Origin of the sequence: Paraglaciecola chathamensis S18K6, assembly GCA_000314955.1 — a bacterium.
Lineage (GTDB): Bacteria > Pseudomonadota > Gammaproteobacteria > Enterobacterales > Alteromonadaceae > Paraglaciecola > Paraglaciecola chathamensis.
This window is the reverse complement of record BAEM01000002.1, coordinates 36,907-58,238: the sequence shown is the minus strand read 5'-3', so window position 1 is coordinate 58,238 and position 21,332 is coordinate 36,907. Positions and strand designations below refer to the sequence as shown.

Genomic DNA, 21,332 nt, shown 5'->3' with positions numbered 1-21,332 from the left:
CCCATTTGTTAACCCAATAGAAAAGCGAATTTCATGAAAGTATTGATAATTGGCGGCGGTGGCCGCGAGCATGCTCTAGGTTTTAAAGCCGCCCAGTCTGACAGTGTCAGCCACGTCTATGTAGCGCCTGGTAACGCGGGAACAGCTCTTGAACCTAAACTTGAGAACGTCCCGATAGACGTTGAAGAGATTGAAGCGCTTGTGGCCTTCGCTAAACAAAACGCCGTTGAACTGACTATAGTAGGCCCTGAAGTGCCTTTGGTGCTTGGCGTGGTTGATGCGTTCCAAGCAGAAGGCTTAGCGATTTTTGGTCCAAGCAAAGCTGCAGCTCAACTTGAGGGTTCAAAAGCATTCACCAAAGACTTTTTGGCCCGTCATAAAATTCCGACGGCTGAATATCAAAATTTTACTGAAATCGAGCCTGCAATCGCATACTTGCAAGAAAAAGGCGCGCCCATCGTTATTAAAGCGGACGGTTTAGCCGCAGGTAAAGGTGTGATTGTCGCCATGACATTAGCAGAAGCCGAAGAGGCGGTGCGCGACATGTTAGCCGGTAATGCATTTGGTGATGCAGGTAGCCGTGTGGTGATCGAAGAATTCTTAGACGGTGAAGAAGCCAGTTTTATTGTCATGGTTGATGGTAAGAATGTACTCCCTTTTGCCACCAGCCAAGACCACAAACGTGTTGGAAATGGTGACACTGGGCCAAACACAGGCGGCATGGGCGCATATTCGCCAGCTCCAGTGGTAACCGATGAAATTCACCAGCGCGTAATGAATGAAGTGATCTACCCAACAGTAGAAGGTATGGCAAGCGAAGGTAATGATTATCATGGCTTTTTATACGCCGGTTTGATGATTATGGCTGATGGCACACCCAAGGTGATTGAGTACAACTGCCGTTTTGGCGACCCTGAAACACAGCCCATTATGCTGCGCTTACAATCTGATTTAGTGGAACTGATTCAACTTGCCGTTGCAGGCAAACTTGACCAAGCTACTGCTCAATTTGACCCTAGGGCAGCAGTCGGTGTTGTGCTTGCGGCTGGCGGTTACCCCCAAGCCTATAATAAGGGTGATGTCATCTCTGGTCTAAGCTTGAGTGATAGCGCAGATGTAAGCGCCAAAGTGTTTCATGCAGGCACCAAAGAGGTTGATGGGCAAGTCACTACCAATGGCGGCCGCGTGTTATGTGCCACAGCATTAGGTGAAACAGTAACACAGGCCCAACAGCGCGCCTATGAGCTGGCAAACACCATTAGCTGGGAAGGCATGTTCTATCGCAACGACATAGCTTACCGCGCTATTGCACGTGAGCAATAAGCTACGCTAGAACATAGCCAAACCCAAAAAAGCGCCAACAGGCGCTTTTTTCATGTCTTGTTTCGTCTTTCTAACTGACGAGTCGATTACGCCCTTGATGCTTGGCCTCGTACAAGCGTTTATCCGCTTGCTCAATCAGGTACTCTGGGTGATTAAAAGTGTCATCATTAATATCTTTATGATTTAGCGTGGCGACCCCCACACTGACAGTGACCTTCTCGTTTACCGTTGACGCTTTGTTATCAATGCCGAGGTTTTCAATGGCGGTTAAAATCGAGCGGCCAATCAGTTCAGCGCCCATTTTATCGGTAAACGGTAGCAGCACTAAAAATTCTTCACCGCCATAACGCCCCATGGCGTCACTTTCTCGTTGCAAGCTATCATAGATGGCGTTAGCCACTTTCTTAAGGCATTCATCCCCAGCTACATGCCCATAGTTGTCATTAAAACCTTTGAAAAAATCGATGTCGATCATTAACACTGACAGCTCATGTTGCCCGCGAATAGCTGCGTACCAAAACCGACTGAAGGTAGTATCAAGTTGCATGCGATTCGGCACACCCGTTAAGCCGTCAGTGCAAGATATAAGCGCCAGAGTGCGAAGCTTCGCTGACAGCTGCATATGGTTGTGAATTTTTGCATCCAAAATAGCAAAATCGATGGGCAGAGAAATGAAATCCAGGGCGCCTGCTTTTAAGCCAGGTAAAATCATCGCTTGCGTGACATTTTTACCGTATAAAAGCAAAGGTATATCTAGCGTCAGAGGGTGTTCTTTCAGACGAGAGCACAGTAACAGCCAATCGATTGTGCTAGATGATGCATTGATCATCAGCAAGTCGATTGGCGCATTAACAGTTAACTTGAGGGCATCTTCATTGTTGACACTGACTAGGAGATGAAACGAATCAGCGAAATGCTCAGTCAGCATATCCAGTTGCTCACCATCGTCTTCAATCACTAATAGTGTTTGTTTTAATACGTTGGATGTCGCTGGGCTGTGCATAGAGGCTCTTTAGGTTATTTGCCGTTACATTTCGCTGAGACACAGAAGAAACGAACAGACAGCATTAACGAAACCTCATTGTTCAATAATCACACAGCGGTTTCAATACCTTCTTGCTGTTTTTGCATGAGTATTTTTTTCAATAATGCATTTTCCTGCTCTAAGCGCTCAACAAGCGCTGTATCTTCAGGTTGCGGGTGGTTCACTTTGTCAAACCAATTGAAATATGCGTTCTTATTTTGATTATTCATAATACTACCTCTTACTGCATTGGTTATTGTTTTTATAGCATTGCTCGGCCAGTCTAATAGTGGATTAACTGAAATCGAGATCACTCACTTACCGATAATTTGTTGATGACTTTTTCCACGTCACTTGCCTTAGTGGCTATCTCTGTAGCCCGTTGCTTTTCAGCGTCATTCTTAACCTTGCCTTGCAGCACAACCACACCTTTTGTGCTATTGACATCAATATCAGCGCTGGTCACATTAGGCGCCACCAACAGACGCGTTTTAACCACAGTGGCGACCTTTTCGTCTGTCAATTTTCGTTGCTTCGCAGCATCGTCATTGTCGCCAGGGGAAAAAACAGTCAGCATATTTTCTACACCTATAACGCCTTCTACACCGAGCGCGAGCTCTTGCGCTAAGGCCTTATCAACATCCGTTTCTACTTTGCCTCTGAGGGTTACTGTTCCGTCGTCCACATCCGTATCAATACCAGATGCGTCTAAGTTGCCACTTAGCAACAAGGTGGCTTCTACGTAGCCGTCTATCCAGCCATCTTGAGCGCTTGCCGTCCAATAGTTTCCGGCGTGCACGCCAATACTCGCGGCACTTAAGGCGGTAAATAGGGTAAAACTGCGCAATATCTTGTTCATCTTTGCCTCCAGGAAAACCAGCACATTCTCTCAACGGGGTAAATGCGAGAATAATGCCAAGAATAACTCACTGATTTATTTACCAAAAAAGATGAAGACTGCGTAACTAAACGCAAAAATTACGCTATTTGATGTAAGAACTGCGTCGTCCTAAAAGGAGATAAAAACGCGATGAACTAGTTAGTTTGCTTCTTGTACTGTCTAAACGCTAAAGCACTGAAAATAACCACCAGCACCAAACATATAATGAAAATCAATTTAGCAATGCTGGCTGCAACGCCTACCACACCACCAAATCCGAAAACGGCCGCTATTACGCCTAGCACAAAAAAAGTTAGGGCCCAAGTTAACATACACACTTCCTTCAAAACCAAATAAGCAAAGAGGTAAATGCCTCTTCAGCCTATCCACTTAAGCGACATGTGTGCCAACATAAGAATTGATTAATAATCACCGTTCAATACTGATTAGCCGGTATTTACTAGCGTGTATGCTTGTAGCTTTTGCATATTTGTAGGAAATAATTACACGCTCGTTAGGACTTAAAAGCCAGGGCACAATGCGAATCACAGAATCCTCTTAGACCAATTACAATAAAAACAAAGTGCCTAACCCTAAGAATGCAACAAAGCCAACTATATCAGTCACCGTGGTTAAAATGACTGAGCCTGAAAGCGCAGGGTCAATATCGAGCTTGTGCAATATCATCGGTACCACTACCCCCGCTGCTGCGGCCGCTATTATGTTCAATAAAATCGCTAAGCAAATCACTAAACCCAGCATAGGATCAGCAAACCAAAAATATGCGATACACCCTATAACCAAAGCCCAAACCACCCCGTTTAAGCCGCCTACACTGAGCTCTTTTTTAAGTAATGCCTTGAAGTTTGAACTAGTCACCTGCCCTAACGCTAATCCGCGAATCATGAGCGTTAGTGTTTGGCTACCCGCTATTCCGCCCATGCTGGCCACAATCGGCATCAATACCGCAAGCGCGACCACTTGCTGCAAAGTCCCTTCGAATATGCCGATAAAGGCAGACGCCAAAAAAGCCGTAAGCAAGTTGATACCGAGCCATACAGCACGGTTTTTAGCGCTCTTAGGTACCGACGAGAATAAATCTTCGTCTTCATCCATACCTGCAGTCGCCATCACTTGGCGTTCATAAAACTCGTTTAATAATTCGCTAGCGGTCGTGATATCTAACCGGCCTAAGACTTTGTTTTGCTCATCCACTACCGGTAAAGAAGCAAAGCCTGAACGCTGCACTGCCAGCGATGCCATGGTTAACTCATCTGTGGCATTAATCGTGTCGAATACGTCTTCGGATAAATCGACTAATGGAACATGTTCCGGTAATCCCATTACATTCGTTAGCTTCACAGCTTCTGAAAACTGCCCAGCGCGATTGACCAAAAATATGGTGTCAGCATGCGTGGGTACGTCACGACGTATTAGGCGCAATGCATCACGCACTTTCGCATTCAATGGCAGTACGAGGGGGTCTTGGCTTAACCAATGGCCTACCTGTTCATCGGTAAACTGACTAGCATCTGTGAAGTACTGACGCTGCTGCTTGTCCATCGCGTCCAGTGCTTTATCCACCAAGGTATTGGGCAATGAATCTGATAATTCCAGCAGTTGCTCGGCATCGACTTCAAAAAAAATGGCTTCCCATTCACTTACATCGGTGGCGGCAATGAGCGTTTCACGGGGGTCGCCACGCATAGCCACTAACACGTCTAAGCGACGACGCTTAGGAATGCTGTCCCATACATTAAGCCTTTGATCTAAAGGTAATGACTCAAGTAATAACGCCACATCATCTGTGTCTTGTGCCGCCACGAGCGCCATTACATTATCCTGCTCACCACGTTCTGGAGCCGATACGACTTCTTCAATCAACTCGGGTAGTAATTCAGCCATGATGACTCCTATTCAATATGGGCAAGGTAATGATGATGCGATAATAATAAAATGGATTTATAAAAGTACGCTACCAGCGTGATGAACGACAATAGACGTAATGCTAGCGCTAAAAGTCACAAGATTTATGACAAGAACTTAATACCAATCCGTATTAACAAGAGCCCCCTCAATGCGCCAGCGGTTTTTGATTATGGCGCAGCGAGCGCCGCGCATGAGCTATTATTGGCAAACACCTTACTACTCAGGCTTGGTATCTTCCTCGTCATCTAAGGAGAATTGATAATATAAGTTTAGCTCACTATTTAAACTGCTGACCGCTTCAAGATACAGTTTAGGTATTAACTGATAGCGTAAAGCAACCTCAGAAACTGAATCAAATACCCCTACACCATAACGAATCTGTACACCGGGCGCGATATAGCCTGAGACAGAAAGCTTAGTTTCATCACCCGCACCACTGGTGTTTAGTGCTAAATCTTCAACACCTATTTTGCGCCCAATGTTGGTCACCTTGTTTTCACTTTTGCCTAAACCGAAGCCAATTAAGGCACTGGCGAGTGCCGCATCACTTGAGGTTTCATCTTCACTGTTGATAGCGGTACCACGCAACAGATAAGACAAGGCTTCTGGCTGGTCCATACTTGGGTCAGAAAACACACTCACTTGTGGTTGCGAGGCACTGCCTTGTATTCGCAAACCTGCTATAACATCGTCTGCCGTTTTATCTGGATCTCGAACGGCTTCAACCACAAGGTACGGGCTATCGATAGGACCGCTAAATTGGATTTCTCCTTCACGTATTACCAAATCCTGGCCGTACGCTTTATAGCGACCGTTGACTAAATTCAGCTCACCATTGGCGTTAAGCACTTCGCCATCTTGTGTTAATAACAAAGAGCCTTGCAAATCTGACGTTAATCCAAACGCATCCACTTTAACGTCATTATTCTTTTTCGGGTCAATATTCACCTGCAACGATAGCTTCAACGGCATTTCATCTTCCACTACTGCCTGTTGATCATTGACCAACACCACATCACTAGAAGGCGATATAGCACTAGGCGGTAATTCTCGCACTCTGATCCGCGCATAAGGCAGGGTTACTTCACCTTTTACCGACAATCCCGTGGCACCGAATTCAACGTTGACGTCAGGTGATAACTTAGCCCGCACCATATTTTGATAGTCGATTTCCATTTCGCTACCTTTAACATTCACCACCGCGCTTGGGGTATCTTGCCAATCAAACTCGCCATCCACTTGTCCTTTGCCGTTGCCTAATTGAAACGAACCAGTAAGCGTAGCTGCCTGGCCTGTAAAGTTGATTCGTTGTTCCACCTGATTAACCCGCGAAGGGAGCATTGAACCTGCAACAGCACCGTCATGTAATTTCACTTCACCCTTGATTAGCGGTGTGGTTAAACTACCGCTGATATCAACCGTGCCATCAACAATGCCTGCTAATTCAGTTAACTGAGGTACAAATTGCGCTGCCGCGCCTAAGGTAATTGTGTCTAAAGTAAGTTGCCCTGAAATGGGTTTTTCATCACCATTGACTTGCAAACTCACATCAGAGCGGATAGCACCCAATTGTTTACTTTCTAAGGTAAGTTTGCTGGTAATACGTTGAGATGAAGTGTTCTTCTGGGTGATCGTATTGACTTTAACATTCAGTGCATCAAGCTCAAGGGGAGTAGCCGCCCCTTCGACCGTCCATACAGATGGCGTCAGGCTAATATCTGCCTCAACTATTGGTAGTTCTTTAGTATTCCATTGCCCTTTTGCCAACAGGTTTAATTTAGCATCCGTATCTACCCCTTGTAGCTGAGGTAGATTAGCACTGAGTACAGGTGATAAAGGTAACTCGTTTATCGCAATATCAAATTGCGCCGTGCTGGCTAGATATTCAGCTTGTTTGATACACACACTGGCCTCATCATCGGACAAACAAAATGGGGATAAGCGATACTCATTTTTCGCCCAATTTGCATGTATGGATGGCTCTTGCTGCTCTAAACTGAATTGCCCTGCGTCTAACGCGATGGTCGCTACGTCTAACACCCCATCCCACTGGCTTTGTGCTAGGCTGCCATGAAGTTTAGTCACGACATTGGCTACATCGCTGTTGAGGGATAAGCTTATTTGGTGTTCTTGGGCGTCACCATTAAGTGCGACATTTAGGTTGGCAATATTTTGCTGAGCGATCATCGCATTGCTAAGTTGTAGTTCGACCTTAGCTTGCTTATCTTCATCCCAAATAACCTGTCCTTTGGTTGCTAGCTGAGAAATACGCATATCAGGCAAAGTAAGTTTGTCCGCTGAGCCATCAAAGTCGATTTCAGGCGCGGTCAACGTGCCATCAATCTGTGCGTTAAGCTGGGCTTTACCAGCAAAAGTGGGGTACAACTGAGATAGATCTTGAGCGTCTAGCGATAATTGCGCTTGAACATCGTCAAAAGCTTCCAATGTGCCGGTCATCGTGACTTGATTATCCCCGGTTTTCACCAGCAGTTCGGGTACTTCAATCCCCTCTTGTGAATTGAACTTAGCCTCTCCTGATGCGCTTAATTGATAATCTAACCAGTCGCCTGACGCGGAAAGCTCACGCATGTGGGCACGCACAATTTGGCCATCATACTGACCATCAATATCCACATTACCTTCTACATTAGCTTCTAGTTCGAGCCAAAATTGCTGAGGCTGAATGTTATTAAACTCAATATGACTTTGCCATTTCAGCAATGTATCTATCGTCACTTTAGCGGTTGCTTGAACTCGACCACCTAGCGTGTCTAAAGTGATGTGTTTTATATTGGCTTGACGGTTGTTCCCTTCTGCTCGCATCGCCACTAATGTGTGCGGAACAGACTGGCCTTTTAATGCAGTATCGAGTGCTAGCTGATACTGATTTAAGTTGCCACTAACAGACAGCTGACCTTTCTCGAGCTGAATATTTGCTTGTTCTGGGGGCCAATCCACAGGCTGCCAATTAACCTCTAGCGAAAGAGGCAATTGTGCCGACTGTAAATCAACGCTGGCATTAGCGGCTAGATCAAGGACTCCGCTGGTGGTGAGGTTAAGTTCACTGCGCTGTAAGTTTCCTTTTAAATTCAACTGAGCATCAATAGGGTATGTACTGTCCTGTGCACTTTTTAGCTGCATTTTTAACTGGTGCCGCCATTGTTTATTCACACTAGCGGTTAACTCAGCCTCACCCAAACTTGAGCTCACCTGCAGTTTTTTTACTGTGAGTAACTTAGGGGTAATATCAATGGCTGCCCGCAGTGCACTAATGTCGAATACGGGTTCTTTGCCTCGAGAGATTAACAGATCATCCACGGCCACGTTGTTAGCTCGCATCACGATCGGGAACACAATAGGCGCTAGTTTAATTGGCGTGTAATGCCAATTCGCAATGGCCTGAATGTCGAGCGCTGAGCCGTCCTTATCAGGTGCCTCTGTAGGTTCATTTGGCAATACAATACGGGTACCGCTCAAGGTGAGATGCTCGATATTCAATGTGCGGAACATGCTAAGTTCACTCGATACTGAGTTAATTTTCATCTCAAGCGTGTTGGCGACATCAACCCGAATGTTGCGAATATCCAGTGCATCCACGCTAACAGGAATAGGTAAAGTAATACGTTCTAGTGGCTCGTTACTTGGCGCAGATTGCTCTTCACTCGAAGACAGTTGCACAGCAACACTTTGCGCACTTAGTGCAGTTAAACATGCGTGCATCGTCGCCACGCACGACCAATTGACATCAACAGCGAGTTTACTGACTTTTAAACTCATATCTGGAGTCACATAGGCCACACGATTCAACGTCAGCTGGGATAGTAAGCTCCCTGAGCCATAGTCGATGTCCAATTCATCGAGGCTACTATCGGCCAATAATAGTACACCTCTTGTTCCCCACGGCGATGCAGTCAGGGCAAGTAACACAAGCAAACTGCCAATAAAAATTGCGCAGTATTTTAATATCTTCATAGTGCAGGCCCCATGGAAAAGTGAAAGCGCCATGTGGTTTCGTCCACGCTATTGCCTCGCGCAAAGTAAAAACGAATCGGGCCCACGGGGGATGACCAGCTCGCACCTAGCCCCACACCGGTCGCGAGATCTTTAAACGGTTTATCGCTGGCGTTACCAATATCGGTAAACACTGCTATTCGCCAATCTTGAACCACAGGATATGAGTATTCGATGCTCGCTACGTTTAAATATTGGCCGCCTGTGAGTTCGTCATCTTCTACCGGAGAGAGCGTATTAAGAGCGAAGCCTCGCACGCTTTGATCGCCACCAGCAAAGTAACGTAAGCTTGAGGGTACCTGAGAAAAATCGTTGGTCGCGATTGCGCCGAGTTCGGCACGCACAAAGACGCGATGCTTGCCGTAAGAGCGCAACCATTTAGATTGCAAACCAATACGTACTAAATCTATGTCAGACACCACTTCTTGAGTCGCCCCTTCCAAGGTATATTGCTGCTTATCTCCCCAGCTGATATCAAGGCCGCCACGCGCTCTACGTCGACTCAGGGTCACGCCAGGAATAAGCAAGGTCGTGGTTTGTTCATCGTCTGTCCCTTGGGTAAACTTCTCTTGTTCTAAACGTAAAAAGCCAATGCGCTTCCAGTCATTGTCTGCCTCCCCCCAATGGCGCTGAACTGCTAGGGTAATTGACTCACTTTGTGTGTCATTATCGTTTTCTGCTTTCAAGCCTGCTTGATAACTTAAATAGTTGTTGAGGGGATCTTCTAGCGGTACTTTATACTTCACACTCACGTTTTGCTCTGGGTCTGAAATAAACGCTTCAGCGGACAAACTATGCCCTTTACTGTTGACCCAAGGCCGCTGCCACTTAAAACGCCCGCTTGGGCCAGTGTCGGTAGAAATGCCACCACCAATGTTAAAAGTGTCTCGCGGTTTCGCACTGACAATAAGTTGAATAGGCACATTTGCCTCGTTTGCCTGACTCACCAAGGGCCGCGCAACGACTTGCTGAAAATATCCAGTGAGCTTCAAGTTTTGATTAAACTCTGCTAGCTTGTCGGCGTGATAGGGCTCGCCTTTTTTAAAGGTCATGACCTCTTCAATTAAGACTTTTGCTTTGTCATCATCGGGAATTTGTAACTCTCCGAAGGCGTAACGCTGGCCCGCAGAAAATTGCAGATCAATACTCGCTGAGTAGGACTTTAAATCGATGCGAATTTCCTGCACAGTAAATTTGGCATCGAAATAACCACGAACTTGTGCTTTGGATAACAGTTGGCTTTTTAAACCTTCATATTGGCCCTGTTCAAGGTACGCTCCCTCTTTAAGTTGTGCATTGTCGATAATAGTTTGCAACACTGGGTCAGGTGTTTGTGACCCAACTAACTTGATCTGACGTTGGCTAATTTTAACCCGGGAACCAGGGTTTACAGTAAGATATAGTTCACTGCACTCTTCGTCTTTTGAGAGACGAATTTTCAAAGTTTCTAACTGATAGTAGCCAATTGCCTGAGCCGCTTTAGTGACAGCTTCTTGTATGGTTTGACGATAGTTAGCTGTCATTTCACAGCCAACAGGTGCGCCGATAATCCCAATATGTGTTTCGATATTATCTTCAAGGCGGCTATCATCCACCCCTTCAATATCAACTGACATTCCTAGCGCGTGAGAAGAAATAAGCGCTAAAATCACAAAAAAAGAAATCCGCAGAATGAACACTGTCACCTCAGTAATGTGATAGTAAGCAGCGTTAGCCGCTTTCGTATTTCACTATCAAATGGAAAACACAAAGTATTCAAGCAAGATATATGACAGAACTCGAATAGTGATGGAATTAATCGCTTCGGGTTTAACTTATTGGCTGGCGATCGTCAGGAGATAATTCAGTACCTTCTCTTGGTTCTATATTGCCAGAGCGCTTAGCAGCAAACCACATAGTCATGAAATCTTTGATCAATTTTTGTTCTATCTCTATCGCTCGTTCGGTAGGGCAAAAGATAGCCACCGTGACCACCGAGTCACCAACCTCTGACGTAGAAACGTTAATATGCGGATCTGGCCCTGCAATTTTTACATCCAGACGACGCTCAATTGTTTGACTATATCGGTGAGCAACATCTTTAAAGTCTTCACAGTACAATTCTGCTTTTTGTTGTAACTGATCAATGAATAAATAAGGATTGACGCTTTGGTCACGGGTAATATTGAAATGATGGGTGGCATAACGCTTTAAAAAGTTTAAATTTTTAATGGTATTGGTGATCATCGCGTTATTGGGAATAAATAAGGTTTTACCCGTGTATTCGTATTTGTGAATATCCACTTCCAATAAGGTGCTTTTCATCCAATCTGTTTCGGATACTTCACCAACGATATCACCCACTTGCACCCAGTCACCGATGCGAAATGGACGCGTAGAAGCCAAATAGAAAAACCCGATCATGCATTGGATAAACTCTCGTGTTGCCAGCACAATAGCCACCGCAAAGGCGGCAATAGAAAGTGCGAAGGTTTGTAACTCCCCTGCCCACAAACTCAACAGCAAAAACAACATGACGAAGTTTAAAAAGTTCTTAATGTTATTAACCAAGTCGCGCTTGTCTTTGCCTTTACTGATAGCGCGATTGCGCACCGTTTTAACCAGTGCGTATTTGACGCCCAATGTCAGAAAAGTGACTAAGATCGTCAGCACCACCTTGTTATTAAATAAGGCGCTAAGGAAAAGGGAGAAGTGCTCTAAAACATGTGGAAAATCTATACTCATTTACGGCTTCATACTTGTTTGACGATTAGAATAGGCTGACCAAGTATCAACTTACGCTAAGGGCCAAAAGCTGGCAAATCTGCTACAGCATGCCTATGCCAACGCACGTGTTGAACTTTGCGTTATTTTAGCATGCTTAACATGGCCGATAGAGGCAGATACAGATTATTTTTTACGAGTCACAGCTGATTTACGTTCGGGTCTATCGGTAAATTTGCCGATAGTTTTCCATTTTGCTCGAGGGTTAATAATACTGGGGCGCGTCAAGATCAAGTTATTGGGATAAACAATAATTTCCCGTTCTTCGGTAATTAGCTTGGTATTGAACAGGTTAATTTCGGTAATAAACCCCTCTACGTAATTATCCGCATCTAGCACTCTTATAAAGTTCCCGCGCCGGAAAGATGTTTGAAACAGCAGCAAAAAATAGGCTGTAATATTGCTAAGCAAAGACCAACTAGCAAAAAACGCCACGCCTGTCAGTGTAATAAGGGAGGTAGAAATCACCAGCAAACCACTAAAATCAATCCCCCACGCTATCAAAATCACGGCGAAGGTGAGTATTCCAATCACTAAGCGAATGATATGGTACGCTCGCAAAACCTCAGGAGATTTTAAATTGCTCTCATCGATTTTCTTTTCTATTTTGGGAAGCGTCCACTTAGTAACAACGACATAAACCACGAGCATTGCTGCGGTCCAGATTAAGCTCCCCGTATACTGAATTGCCCAATTGACAAAACCGTTAAGCCACTGTGCTTTTTCCATTTATTGTGATCCAACTAGTAAAAATCGTTATTCGCTAATGCGATAGTCTAATTTACCGAGAATTTAATGTAAGTGGCTACCACTGTCGATAAAAGATTGACCGAGGTGCGAGATTACCTTTTTAACCTACAATGCACTAAGCAATATCATACTTTTGTCTGTAAAAATAAGATGATAGCTAAATAATTAGTCGTGTTTTTTCGATCCTATCGTGCAATTTCACAATGCTCGTGTAAGATTAAATTGTTAAAAAAATAGGTAAAGAAGCGCCTCCCTTTGGAATAAGTGGGTTAACAGGATTGAAGTACACATGAAACAAGATCTGACTTTTTACGCTTTAGCAAAACAATGGGCAATAAAATTAGCTTACATATTCGTCTCAATGGTCATTTTCAGTGCCTACGGCGAAGAAAGCGTTCAATTTAAAGTTGTCGACCAAAAGGGCAATCCGGTCGCAAATGCAGTTGTCAGCGCTAAAGGTGAACCTAAGGACCAGACTGCTCAAATGGCAGTGATGGACCAAATAAACTCTCAATTTGCCCCCCATGTGTTAGTCGTTCAAAAAAACCAGTCAGTGCGCTTTCCCAACAGTGACGATATTCGCCATCATATTTATAGTTTCTCTCAGCCAAAACCATTTGAAATCCGCTTATACAAAGGCGAAGGGTCGAATCCTGTCACCTTTGAGAAACCTGGCGTTGTGGTATTGGGCTGTAATATTCATGACCAAATGCTCGGCTATATTTACATTGCCGAACATGAAATAACCGCTCTCACTGACGAAAACGGTGTCGCGACACTCTCTACCCAAGCAAATGAATTCAACATTTGGCATGCAAAGCTATCCACCAGTAATTCTGAGCGCGTAACGGTTTCGCGAGATACAACAGCCTCAGGAGCTCAACTGGTCTCACTAAGCCTACTTGAAGAAAAGAAGCCGGAAGTAAAACGTCGTAAGTTTTCCCGGAAATTTTCACCTGGAGGCCGTTAATTGGCCACTAGGAAACTAAACCAGAGTATTTTCCGTCTTGTCGTTGGTCTGGTGATGCTAACCGCATTGATGATACTGATTAATGTCTGGACCTCGACGAGCAAACACGCTCAAAACCAGCTAAATGGCAACCTCAAAGTTGCTCAAAATGTGTTTGAGCAGGTACTAGAAAATCGAGAAAATGTGCTTTATAACTCGGCAAATGTATTAACTGCCGATTTTGGCTTTAAGCAAGCCGTGGCTACGGGTGATGTGCCGACTATCGACAGTGCTCTGTATAATCATGGCGGGCGCATTAGCGCTGATTTGATGGCCTTGGTGTCATTGGACGGCAGCAATATCACCAGCGTCCCACAAATTTTAGAAGCTGGGGAAGACTTCCCTTATCCTCGTATCGTGCATAACGCTGTCGTCGATGGCGGTGCTTCCTCATTGCTGCTCATTGAACGGCGCTTGTATCAAGTGATGATGCTAACCATAGATGCGCCGACGCCAATCGCAGTCGCTGTTATAGGCTTCGAAATCAATCAGGAGTGGGGGCAACAGTTAAAAAATATCACCCAACTTGAAACCACCATTGAAGTACAGGCCAACGGCAAAAAGAATCTTACTATCAGCACCTTACCAGATGAAATGGTTAGCTTGGCGTTATCTGAGCAAGGACAGGCTTTATCTTGGCTTTCTTTGACTCTATTTAACGATGTGCCTTATGTTTCAAGACAATTTTTGCTGGCAGAAGAAGGGAATTTTAACGTTGTTATTACCTTATCTAACGACGTTAAACGCTTGTTTTCAGACTTTAGTGCACTACAAATGAATATCTCTTTGATTGCCGTTTTGGCGATCATTTTAGCCCTGTGTTTCGCGGCTTTGTTCTCGCGCAAGGTAGCTAAACCACTGGTCGCTCTTGCAGATATTGCCCAGCGTATTTCAGCCGGAGACTACAACAAAGCGATAAATACTGAATCTAGCTCAACGGAAGTATCAAACCTCGCTATCGCTCTTGAATCGATGCAATCAAATATTCGTCAGCGTGAAGAAAAAATCAGCTACCAAGCACAACACGACATACTGACTGGGTTGAATAATCGTTACAACATGGAAAGTCTGCTTAACGCTAAGTTTGAGCTGAATAAACCGTTTCAGGTCTTAGGTATAAACGTATTCGGCTTTCGCAGTATCAATGATGTGTTTGGCTATCACAATGGTGATACTTGTCTTCAAGTGCTCGCTAAGCGTTTATTAGCTCATGGCGGACTTGGTGCCCGATTAGCAGGCGGGGAACTACTTTGGGTCCCTGATGAGCATGTGACTCACGAACAGTTATTAGAATTCAGAAACGAGTTAGAGCAGCCCATTGAAACCGGAGATGCGTCAATTATCACCAAAGTCTCCATCGGTATGTTGAATTGTCCTACAGATGCGAGCAATGTAGAAGAGCTTTTCAGGCGGATGAATATCGTGCTGGATGAAACACAGCTATCTGAACAACTCTTACTTAATTATAAGCCCGAGTTTGAACAACGTTATCTGCGTCGTTTATCAATCATTGCTGAACTGAAAACTGCATTAGATGACCAGCAAGATGAGCTCAGTCTATTTTATCAACCAAAACTAGACTTAGTTAGCGGTAAGGTGACTAAAGTAGAAGCGCTAATTCGTTGGAACAACGCCATACTAGGTTTTGTATCCCCTGACGACTTTATTAGCGTAGCTGAGCAAGCAGGCTTCATTGGTAAAATTACAGACTGGGTTATTAACCAAGCTATTAAAGATGCCGTGACGCTCAAAAATGCTGGTATGGATGTGAGTATCGCGATTAATTTGTCTGCGAAAGATGTTATGGATAATGCCTTATTGCCGCACATAACGTCGCTAATGAGTGCTAGCGAGCTAGATAGCAAAGCGCTGAGCTTTGAAATGACAGAAAGCGACCTAGTTCGCGAACCCGAAAAAGCGATACAGCAGCTACGTGCGTTTCGCGAGCGGGGGTTTGAACTGGCTATTGACGACTTTGGTACGGGCTATTCATCCATGTCATACCTAAAAAGCTTGCCGGTGACCACATTGAAAGTGGATAAGAGTTTTGTGCTAAAACTCGACTCTCAACAAGGAGATCAGAAAATTGTTCGAACAGTGATCGATTTGGCTCATAGCTTCGGCTTGAATGTTGTCGCCGAAGGAATCGAAAGCCAAGCAACACTGCAACTGCTCCAAAATTGGGGATGCGAATTAGCACAGGGATATTATATGTGTAAACCCTTACCTTTTGCCGACTTTATACAGTGGCATAACAAACATCAATCAACTAACTGGTTAGAGAAATGATGCATAAAAAAGTAAGTATTGCGTACATCACAGGTATAACGTTCGCCTTGTGCACAACCCTAGCGTCAGCACAAGACGGTAAACTAATCGGCACTGCCGGGCTGGTGCAATTAGAAGGCAGCGGCGGGGGTGGTATTGTTCCTTGGGCAACCTTGTCCGGTTACGACAGTCAAGATCAAGTCTCTGTTAGCGCGGTCGCCACGCAGGTAGACGTAGATGATTACCGCCTCAATGTATTAGGCCTTAGCGCGTCATTCTATGATCATGTTGAGGTCAGTGTTGCTCAACATCGCTTTGACCTCAAAGGCGCAGGGGTCGATATTAAACAAAACATCTATGGTGTTAAATATCGTCTCTATGGTGACGTTGTCTATTCTGATTGGCCCCAAATTAGTGTGGGTGCCCAACATAAAGTGTTAGACGATGAAGCGATTGCTAGTGCGGTAGGTGCTGATAAAACCAGCAGCGGCACCGATTTTTACGTGGCGGCGACCAAGGTCCATCTTGGAGCTATTGCCGGTTACAACGCGGTATGGAATGTCACCGCTAGGGCCACCAAAGCAAATGAGATGGGATTGCTCGGTTACGGTGGCGTCAATAATGATTCCTATGAAATTATGCTTGAAGCATCCGCAGGTATTTTATTTTCGCGTCATTTTGCAATTGGCGTTGAGTACAGGCAAAAACCAGACAATCTCGGTCTAGGTGAAGATGACTGGAAAGACTTTTTTGTTACCTATATTCCTAGCAAAGACTTCAGCATAACCCTCGCTTGGGCTGACTTAGGCACCATTGCCGCAGTGGATGACCAAGACGGTTTATACCTTTCTCTTAACGGACAACTTTGGTGAGTCTCATGAAACACACACTTATAATCCTATTTGTATCTCTATTTTTTGGGCTCAGTGCCTGTTCGTCAACGTCAAATCAGTCTGTTTATACCCAGATGGGTGGTCAGCAAAAAGTGGAAGAAGTCGTAGATAACTTCATTACCGAGATTGAATTTGATCCGGTTATTTTTGAATACTTTAAAGATTCTGACATTGGCCGTTTTAGAGAGAAGTTGATTGAGCATGTATGCCACTTAACGGGAGGGCCCTGTGAGTATACAGGTGATACCATGGAACGCGTGCACGGAGGAATGAACATTACCGAAGCAGATTTCAATCGCGGGGTAGACTTATTTATCAATGCAATGGACAAGGCGAACATACCTCACCCTACGCAAAACAAGGTCTTGGCGATTTTAGCCAAAACACGCAAACAGATGCTATATATTTAACAGGCTAACCACGCTGTAAACCAGTCAAGGTCGCCCAGTGCGACCTTTTTATTGCTAGGCTTTGATATCTTCGTATCTTGTCTTCTTTCGCTGCCTAGCTGCCTAGCTGCCTAAAAGTAATTAACCAACCAAGTAGGTTCCAGTACCAGAAGCAATGTGTTGGCCTTGCTCGTTGTGCAGCTCCATTCTGCATACCGCCACTCTACGTCCCCTGCGGATGACGCTTGCAGTGGCAATAAATTCTTCACCTTTACCCGGTCGCAGATAGTCGACCCGCATGTCTATGGTGCCATTATTGGCTAAAGTGTTTTTGAAATCTTCAACTTCTTCAGGCTTGAGCTGTTTAATACCATACATCAGTGCCACTACGCTGCCCACTGTATCAAGTATGGCTGCAGTTGCGCCGCCATGTAGAATTTTGTGCACTGGATTACCCATCAGCATATTGTTCCAGGGCATACGAATCTGCACTTGGTGATCTTCTAAGGATTCTATCTGAAACCCTAACGCTCGATTGAATGGCATACTGTTTTGGAAAAATTCAATCACGAAACCGGCCAATTGCTCTGGGGTTAAGCTTTTGTTATCGCTCATATTATTGTCCTTTTCTCAGAGAAGTACTCAATGTGACTAACTTTTTGTCTATTGGCAAGTGATGTATGGACTAAAAACACGTAAAATGCGCGCAGAATTTTTGTATTAGAGTCTATTTTTTGTTCCCAGAAGCCATCCCAAGTACTGATATAAACGCCGCGCAGAATGTACTTAAAAATGTATTCGGCTACGACGCGTTTCGTGACGGTCAGCGCGAAGTGATCGAGCAAATATTGCAGGGAAAAGATGTACTGGTTCTTATGCCCACTGGTGGCGGAAAATCCTTGTGTTACCAAATACCCGCGCTAGTGCTCGATGGATTGACCATCGTTATCTCGCCTCTTATTGCACTGATGAAAGACCAAGTCGACGCCCTTGTTGCCTCAGGTGTAAGCGCCGCTTATATCAATTCAAATTTAAGCAATGAAGAGATGCTTAACGTTTACCGTGGTATGCAAGATGGGCGCTATAAACTGATTTATGTCGCACCTGAAAGACTCATGCAATTTGACTTTATTCAACGGCTTCACAGTTTAAATGTGGCGCTTTTTGCGGTCGATGAAGCTCACTGCGTCTCCCATTGGGGACATGACTTTCGCAAAGAATACCGCCAGCTTGGTCAAATAAAACAGCAATTTCCTGGGGTTCCTGTGGTGGGGCTGACGGCAACAGCTGATATCACAACGCGCAGCGACATATTACAGCAGCTCGCTTTAGAGCAGCCTTTTGTTTTTAAAGGCAGCTTCGATAGGCCGAATATTCGTTACAACCAGCTGTTCAAATACAAAGCCACGGATCAGGTCATTCAATATGTAAAACAACAAGACGGCAGCGGGATTATTTACTGTAACAGCCGTAAAAAAGTCGACGACTTAAGTATTGCTCTAGCGAAACAAGGTATTAATTGCGCGGGTTATCACGCGGGTCTTGAGGGTCCTATACGCGATAAAATACAGCGCGACTTCATTCAAGATAACGTAGATATCATTGTCGCCACAGTCGCTTTTGGCATGGGGATCAATAAGTCTAATGTACGCTTTGTTGTGCATTTTGATTTACCTCGCAGTGTTGAAGCCTATTATCAAGAAACAGGCCGTGCAGGGCGTGATGGCATGCCTGCTGAAGCGTTATTGTTATTTGATGAAAAAGACGCTGCTCGTATTCGACAATGGATCGGTATGGGAGATAACCCAGCGCGTCTTGACATCGAACTACAAAAGTTTGCCGCCATGGAAGCCTTCGCAGAAGCGCAAACCTGTCGCCGCCAAGTGTTACTTAACTATTTTTCTGAATATTCCGCTGAAGACTGCGGAAACTGTGATATTTGCTTAGACCCACCTAAACGTTTTGATGGCAAAGTCTCGGCGCAAATGGTCTTGTCGTGTATTTATCGCTTGGGTCAAAATGTGGCCAGCCAGTATGTTATCGACGTGCTACGGGGCAAAAAATTGAAACGTATTTTCGAGCAAGGACATGACGCTCTAAGTACGTTCGGAATAGGGAAAGATAAATCGGATGCCCACTGGCACAACATTATTTATCAGCTGATACACAAAGGTTTTTTGCGCATCGACATCACCCAAAGCGCTGTTTTAAAATTAACCGAAGAAGCCCGAGGCCTTCTTGCTGGTAAATTAGAACTTGCTTTAGCCGTACCTAGATTAACCATTGATTCAGGTAAAAAGTCTAAACTGAAAGAGATGAACTATGACCGTAAACTATTCGCTAAATTAAAACACTTGCGTAAGTCCATTGCACAACGCGAGGACGTACCGCCGTTTGTGGTATTTAGTGATGCGACCCTTGCCGATATGGCTGACAAACTGCCCCAATCAAAAGTGGAGTTTTTGGAGGTCAACGGCGTAGGCCAAACCAAACTAGACCGTTACGGAAGTGAGTTTTTAGCGGCGATAGCTGCTTATTCACTGTCCTAAACAATGTTAATGTGCCGCGAATACTCATAGGCACCTAAGCTATTTTCAAAGCGCCTGATTAATCGCTTACGGCGTTATCACACCTTTACTAACTAGGGTGATTTGGCGCATACTAGTCACCTATTTTCGAGGATAAATGTACCTTCTGTGAAAGCCGTCTCAGCAAAAAATAAAGATCAAAAAGTCGAAAAGCTTAAAGTCCCTCCTCACTCCATTGAGGCGGAGCAATCGGTGCTGGGCAGTATGTTGATTGCCCCTGATTCTTGGGACAAAGTCGCAGAGTTGGTCACCGAAGAAGATTTTTATAACCGTTCTCATCAAGTCATTTATGGCGCAATTTTACGCCTACTGAAAAATAATCAACCGATTGATTTGATCACGGTTTCAGAAGATCTTGAAAACTTAGATGAACTTGAAGAAGCAGGTGGCTTTGCCTATTTAGGTGAACTGGCCAAAAATACTCCGAGCGCAGCAAACGTCTCAGCATATGCCAATATCATCAAGGAGCGAGCTGTTGTTCGTGAGTTAATAGGTGTTGCGCACGATATTGCTGATGTTGGCTACAACCCTGAAGGGCGAAACAGTGGTGAATTGCTCGACATGGCGGAAAGTAAAGTTTTCGAAATAGCCGAGAAACGAACCGCCAAAAATGAAGGGCCTCGAGGCATTGAGTCGGTACTGACTAAGACCATCGACCGTCTTGAAGAACTGGTTAAAAACAATAAAGAAGTCACTGGTGTTTCTACTGGTTATACAGATTTAGATAAAAAAACCAGTGGGCTACAACCCTCAGATTTAATCATCGTTGCTGCGCGTCCTTCTATGGGTAAAACGACCTTCGCCATGAACTTGTGCGAAAACGCGATGTTGCTAGAAGAGAAGCCGGTGTTAGTGTTCAGTCTTGAAATGCCCGCCGAACAGATTATGATGCGGATGTTGGCATCCCTTAGTCGGGTGGATCAAACCAAAATTCGAACCGCTCAATTAGATGACGAAGATTGGGCGCGCATGTCAAACACCATGGCGATGCTCAAAGACAAAGACAATTTGTACGTTGATGATTCATCTGGCCTAACGCCAATGGAAGTTAGAACCCGAGCGCGAAAGCTAGCTAGAGATCGTGGTGGAATTAGCCTCATCATGATCGATTATTTGCAATTAATGCAAGTACCAGGCTTGAGTGACAACCGTACCTTGGAAATTGCAGAGATTTCCCGCTCGCTTAAATCCCTAGCCAAAGAACTCGAAGTGCCTGTAGTGGCCCTTTCACAGCTAAACCGGGGACTAGAGCAGCGTTCAGATAAACGCCCGATTAACTCGGATCTGAGGGAATCGGGTTCAATCGAGCAAGATGCCGATTTGATTATGTTTATATATAGAGATGAAGTGTATAACGAGGGCAGTGAAGACAAAGGCGTGGCAGAAATTATTATCGGTAAGCAGCGTAACGGCCCTATCGGTACATCAAGACTCACCTTCCAAGGCCAGTTTTCTCGATTTGATAATTATGCAGGCCCCGCCAGAGACGACGATTATTAGTCTGC

At 44.8% G+C, this 21,332-nt stretch carries 17 protein-coding genes; 7 read left to right on the top strand and 10 right to left on the bottom strand.

Going from position 1 to position 21,332, the window contains the following annotated elements; all coding sequences use genetic code 11:
• Positions 1-33: 33 nt before the first annotated feature.
• Positions 34-1,323: a phosphoribosylamine--glycine ligase gene (gene purD / locus GCHA_RS00275; protein WP_007983870.1), complete on the top strand. Its 1,290-nt coding sequence runs from the start codon at positions 34-36 to the stop codon at positions 1,321-1,323.
• A gap of 70 nt (positions 1,324-1,393) precedes the next feature.
• Here purD and GCHA_RS00270 read toward each other — a convergent pair whose 3' ends face one another.
• The 9 genes from GCHA_RS00270 to GCHA_RS00235 all read right to left on the bottom strand — a co-directional run bounded on the left by GCHA_RS00270 (position 1,394) and on the right by GCHA_RS00235 (position 12,659).
• The gene (locus GCHA_RS00270) at positions 1,394-2,326 is read right to left on the bottom strand and encodes a GGDEF domain-containing protein (RefSeq protein ID WP_007983868.1); all 933 of its coding nucleotides are present in this window, start codon (positions 2,324-2,326) and stop codon (positions 1,394-1,396) included.
• Between the two features lie 89 nt (positions 2,327-2,415).
• Positions 2,416-2,577: a hypothetical protein gene (locus tag GCHA_RS22965; RefSeq protein WP_007983866.1), complete on the bottom strand. Its 162-nt coding sequence runs from the start codon at positions 2,575-2,577 to the stop codon at positions 2,416-2,418.
• An 80-nt stretch (positions 2,578-2,657) separates the two neighbouring features.
• On the bottom strand, positions 2,658-3,206 hold the full coding sequence (locus GCHA_RS00265) for a BON domain-containing protein (RefSeq protein ID WP_007983864.1): 549 nt from the start codon (positions 3,204-3,206) through the stop codon (positions 2,658-2,660).
• A gap of 176 nt (positions 3,207-3,382) precedes the next feature.
• The gene (locus GCHA_RS22335; protein ID WP_007983861.1) at positions 3,383-3,559 is read right to left on the bottom strand and encodes a DUF1328 family protein; all 177 of its coding nucleotides are present in this window, start codon (positions 3,557-3,559) and stop codon (positions 3,383-3,385) included.
• A 235-nt stretch (positions 3,560-3,794) separates the two neighbouring features.
• Positions 3,795-5,132 carry a magnesium transporter gene (locus GCHA_RS00255; RefSeq protein ID WP_007983859.1) on the bottom strand — a complete coding sequence of 446 codons (1,338 nt, stop codon included), beginning with the start codon at positions 5,130-5,132 and terminating at the stop codon, positions 3,795-3,797.
• A gap of 240 nt (positions 5,133-5,372) precedes the next feature.
• Positions 5,373-9,128, bottom strand: a complete 3,756-nt coding sequence (gene tamB / locus GCHA_RS00250; protein WP_193362810.1) for an autotransporter assembly complex protein TamB — start codon at positions 9,126-9,128, stop codon at positions 5,373-5,375.
• Positions 9,125-10,783 (bottom strand): autotransporter assembly complex protein TamA, encoded by a 1,659-nt coding sequence (locus GCHA_RS00245; protein ID WP_318248898.1) that lies wholly within the window; start codon positions 10,781-10,783, stop codon positions 9,125-9,127. Before GCHA_RS00245 ends, tamB begins: the two co-directional genes overlap by 4 nt.
• Positions 10,784-10,976: 193 nt before the next feature.
• On the bottom strand, positions 10,977-11,891 hold the full coding sequence (locus tag GCHA_RS00240; protein ID WP_007983853.1) for a mechanosensitive ion channel family protein: 915 nt from the start codon (positions 11,889-11,891) through the stop codon (positions 10,977-10,979).
• 165 nt (positions 11,892-12,056) lie between these two features.
• Positions 12,057-12,659 (bottom strand): mechanosensitive ion channel family protein, encoded by a 603-nt coding sequence (locus tag GCHA_RS00235; protein ID WP_007983851.1) that lies wholly within the window; start codon positions 12,657-12,659, stop codon positions 12,057-12,059.
• Between the two features lie 310 nt (positions 12,660-12,969).
• On the opposite strand from GCHA_RS00235, the gene GCHA_RS00230 reads away from it, so the two are divergent.
• From GCHA_RS00230 to GCHA_RS00215, 4 genes are read left to right on the top strand one after another with little or no spacing between them, the layout of a single operon-like run.
• Positions 12,970-13,650, top strand: coding sequence for a methylamine utilization protein (locus GCHA_RS00230; protein ID WP_007983850.1), 681 nt, complete (start codon positions 12,970-12,972; stop codon positions 13,648-13,650).
• Positions 13,651-15,978 carry an EAL domain-containing protein gene (locus GCHA_RS00225; protein WP_039991871.1) on the top strand — a complete coding sequence of 776 codons (2,328 nt, stop codon included), beginning with the start codon at positions 13,651-13,653 and terminating at the stop codon, positions 15,976-15,978.
• Entirely contained in the window at positions 15,978-16,829 is an 852-nt protein-coding gene (locus tag GCHA_RS00220) for a DUF3034 family protein (RefSeq protein ID WP_007983848.1), read from the top strand. The genes GCHA_RS00225 and GCHA_RS00220 overlap by 1 nt, the downstream gene beginning before the upstream one ends.
• 5 nt (positions 16,830-16,834) lie before the next feature.
• Complete coding sequence (locus GCHA_RS00215; RefSeq protein ID WP_039991869.1) at positions 16,835-17,260, top strand: group I truncated hemoglobin; 426 nt, start codon at positions 16,835-16,837, stop codon at positions 17,258-17,260.
• Positions 17,261-17,380: 120 nt separating this feature from the next.
• On the opposite strand, the gene GCHA_RS00210 is transcribed toward GCHA_RS00215, so the two are convergent.
• A complete protein-coding gene (locus GCHA_RS00210) occupies positions 17,381-17,854 on the bottom strand; it encodes a thioesterase family protein (RefSeq protein WP_007983846.1) in 474 nt (157 codons plus the stop codon).
• Positions 17,855-17,973: 119 nt separating this feature from the next.
• Between GCHA_RS00210 and recQ the strand changes: the two genes are divergently transcribed.
• The gene (gene recQ, locus GCHA_RS00205; protein WP_007983845.1) at positions 17,974-19,788 is read left to right on the top strand and encodes a DNA helicase RecQ; all 1,815 of its coding nucleotides are present in this window, start codon (positions 17,974-17,976) and stop codon (positions 19,786-19,788) included.
• A gap of 147 nt (positions 19,789-19,935) precedes the next feature.
• A complete protein-coding gene (gene dnaB / locus GCHA_RS00200; RefSeq protein WP_007983844.1) occupies positions 19,936-21,327 on the top strand; it encodes a replicative DNA helicase in 1,392 nt (463 codons plus the stop codon).
• Positions 21,328-21,332: the final 5 nt, after the last annotated feature.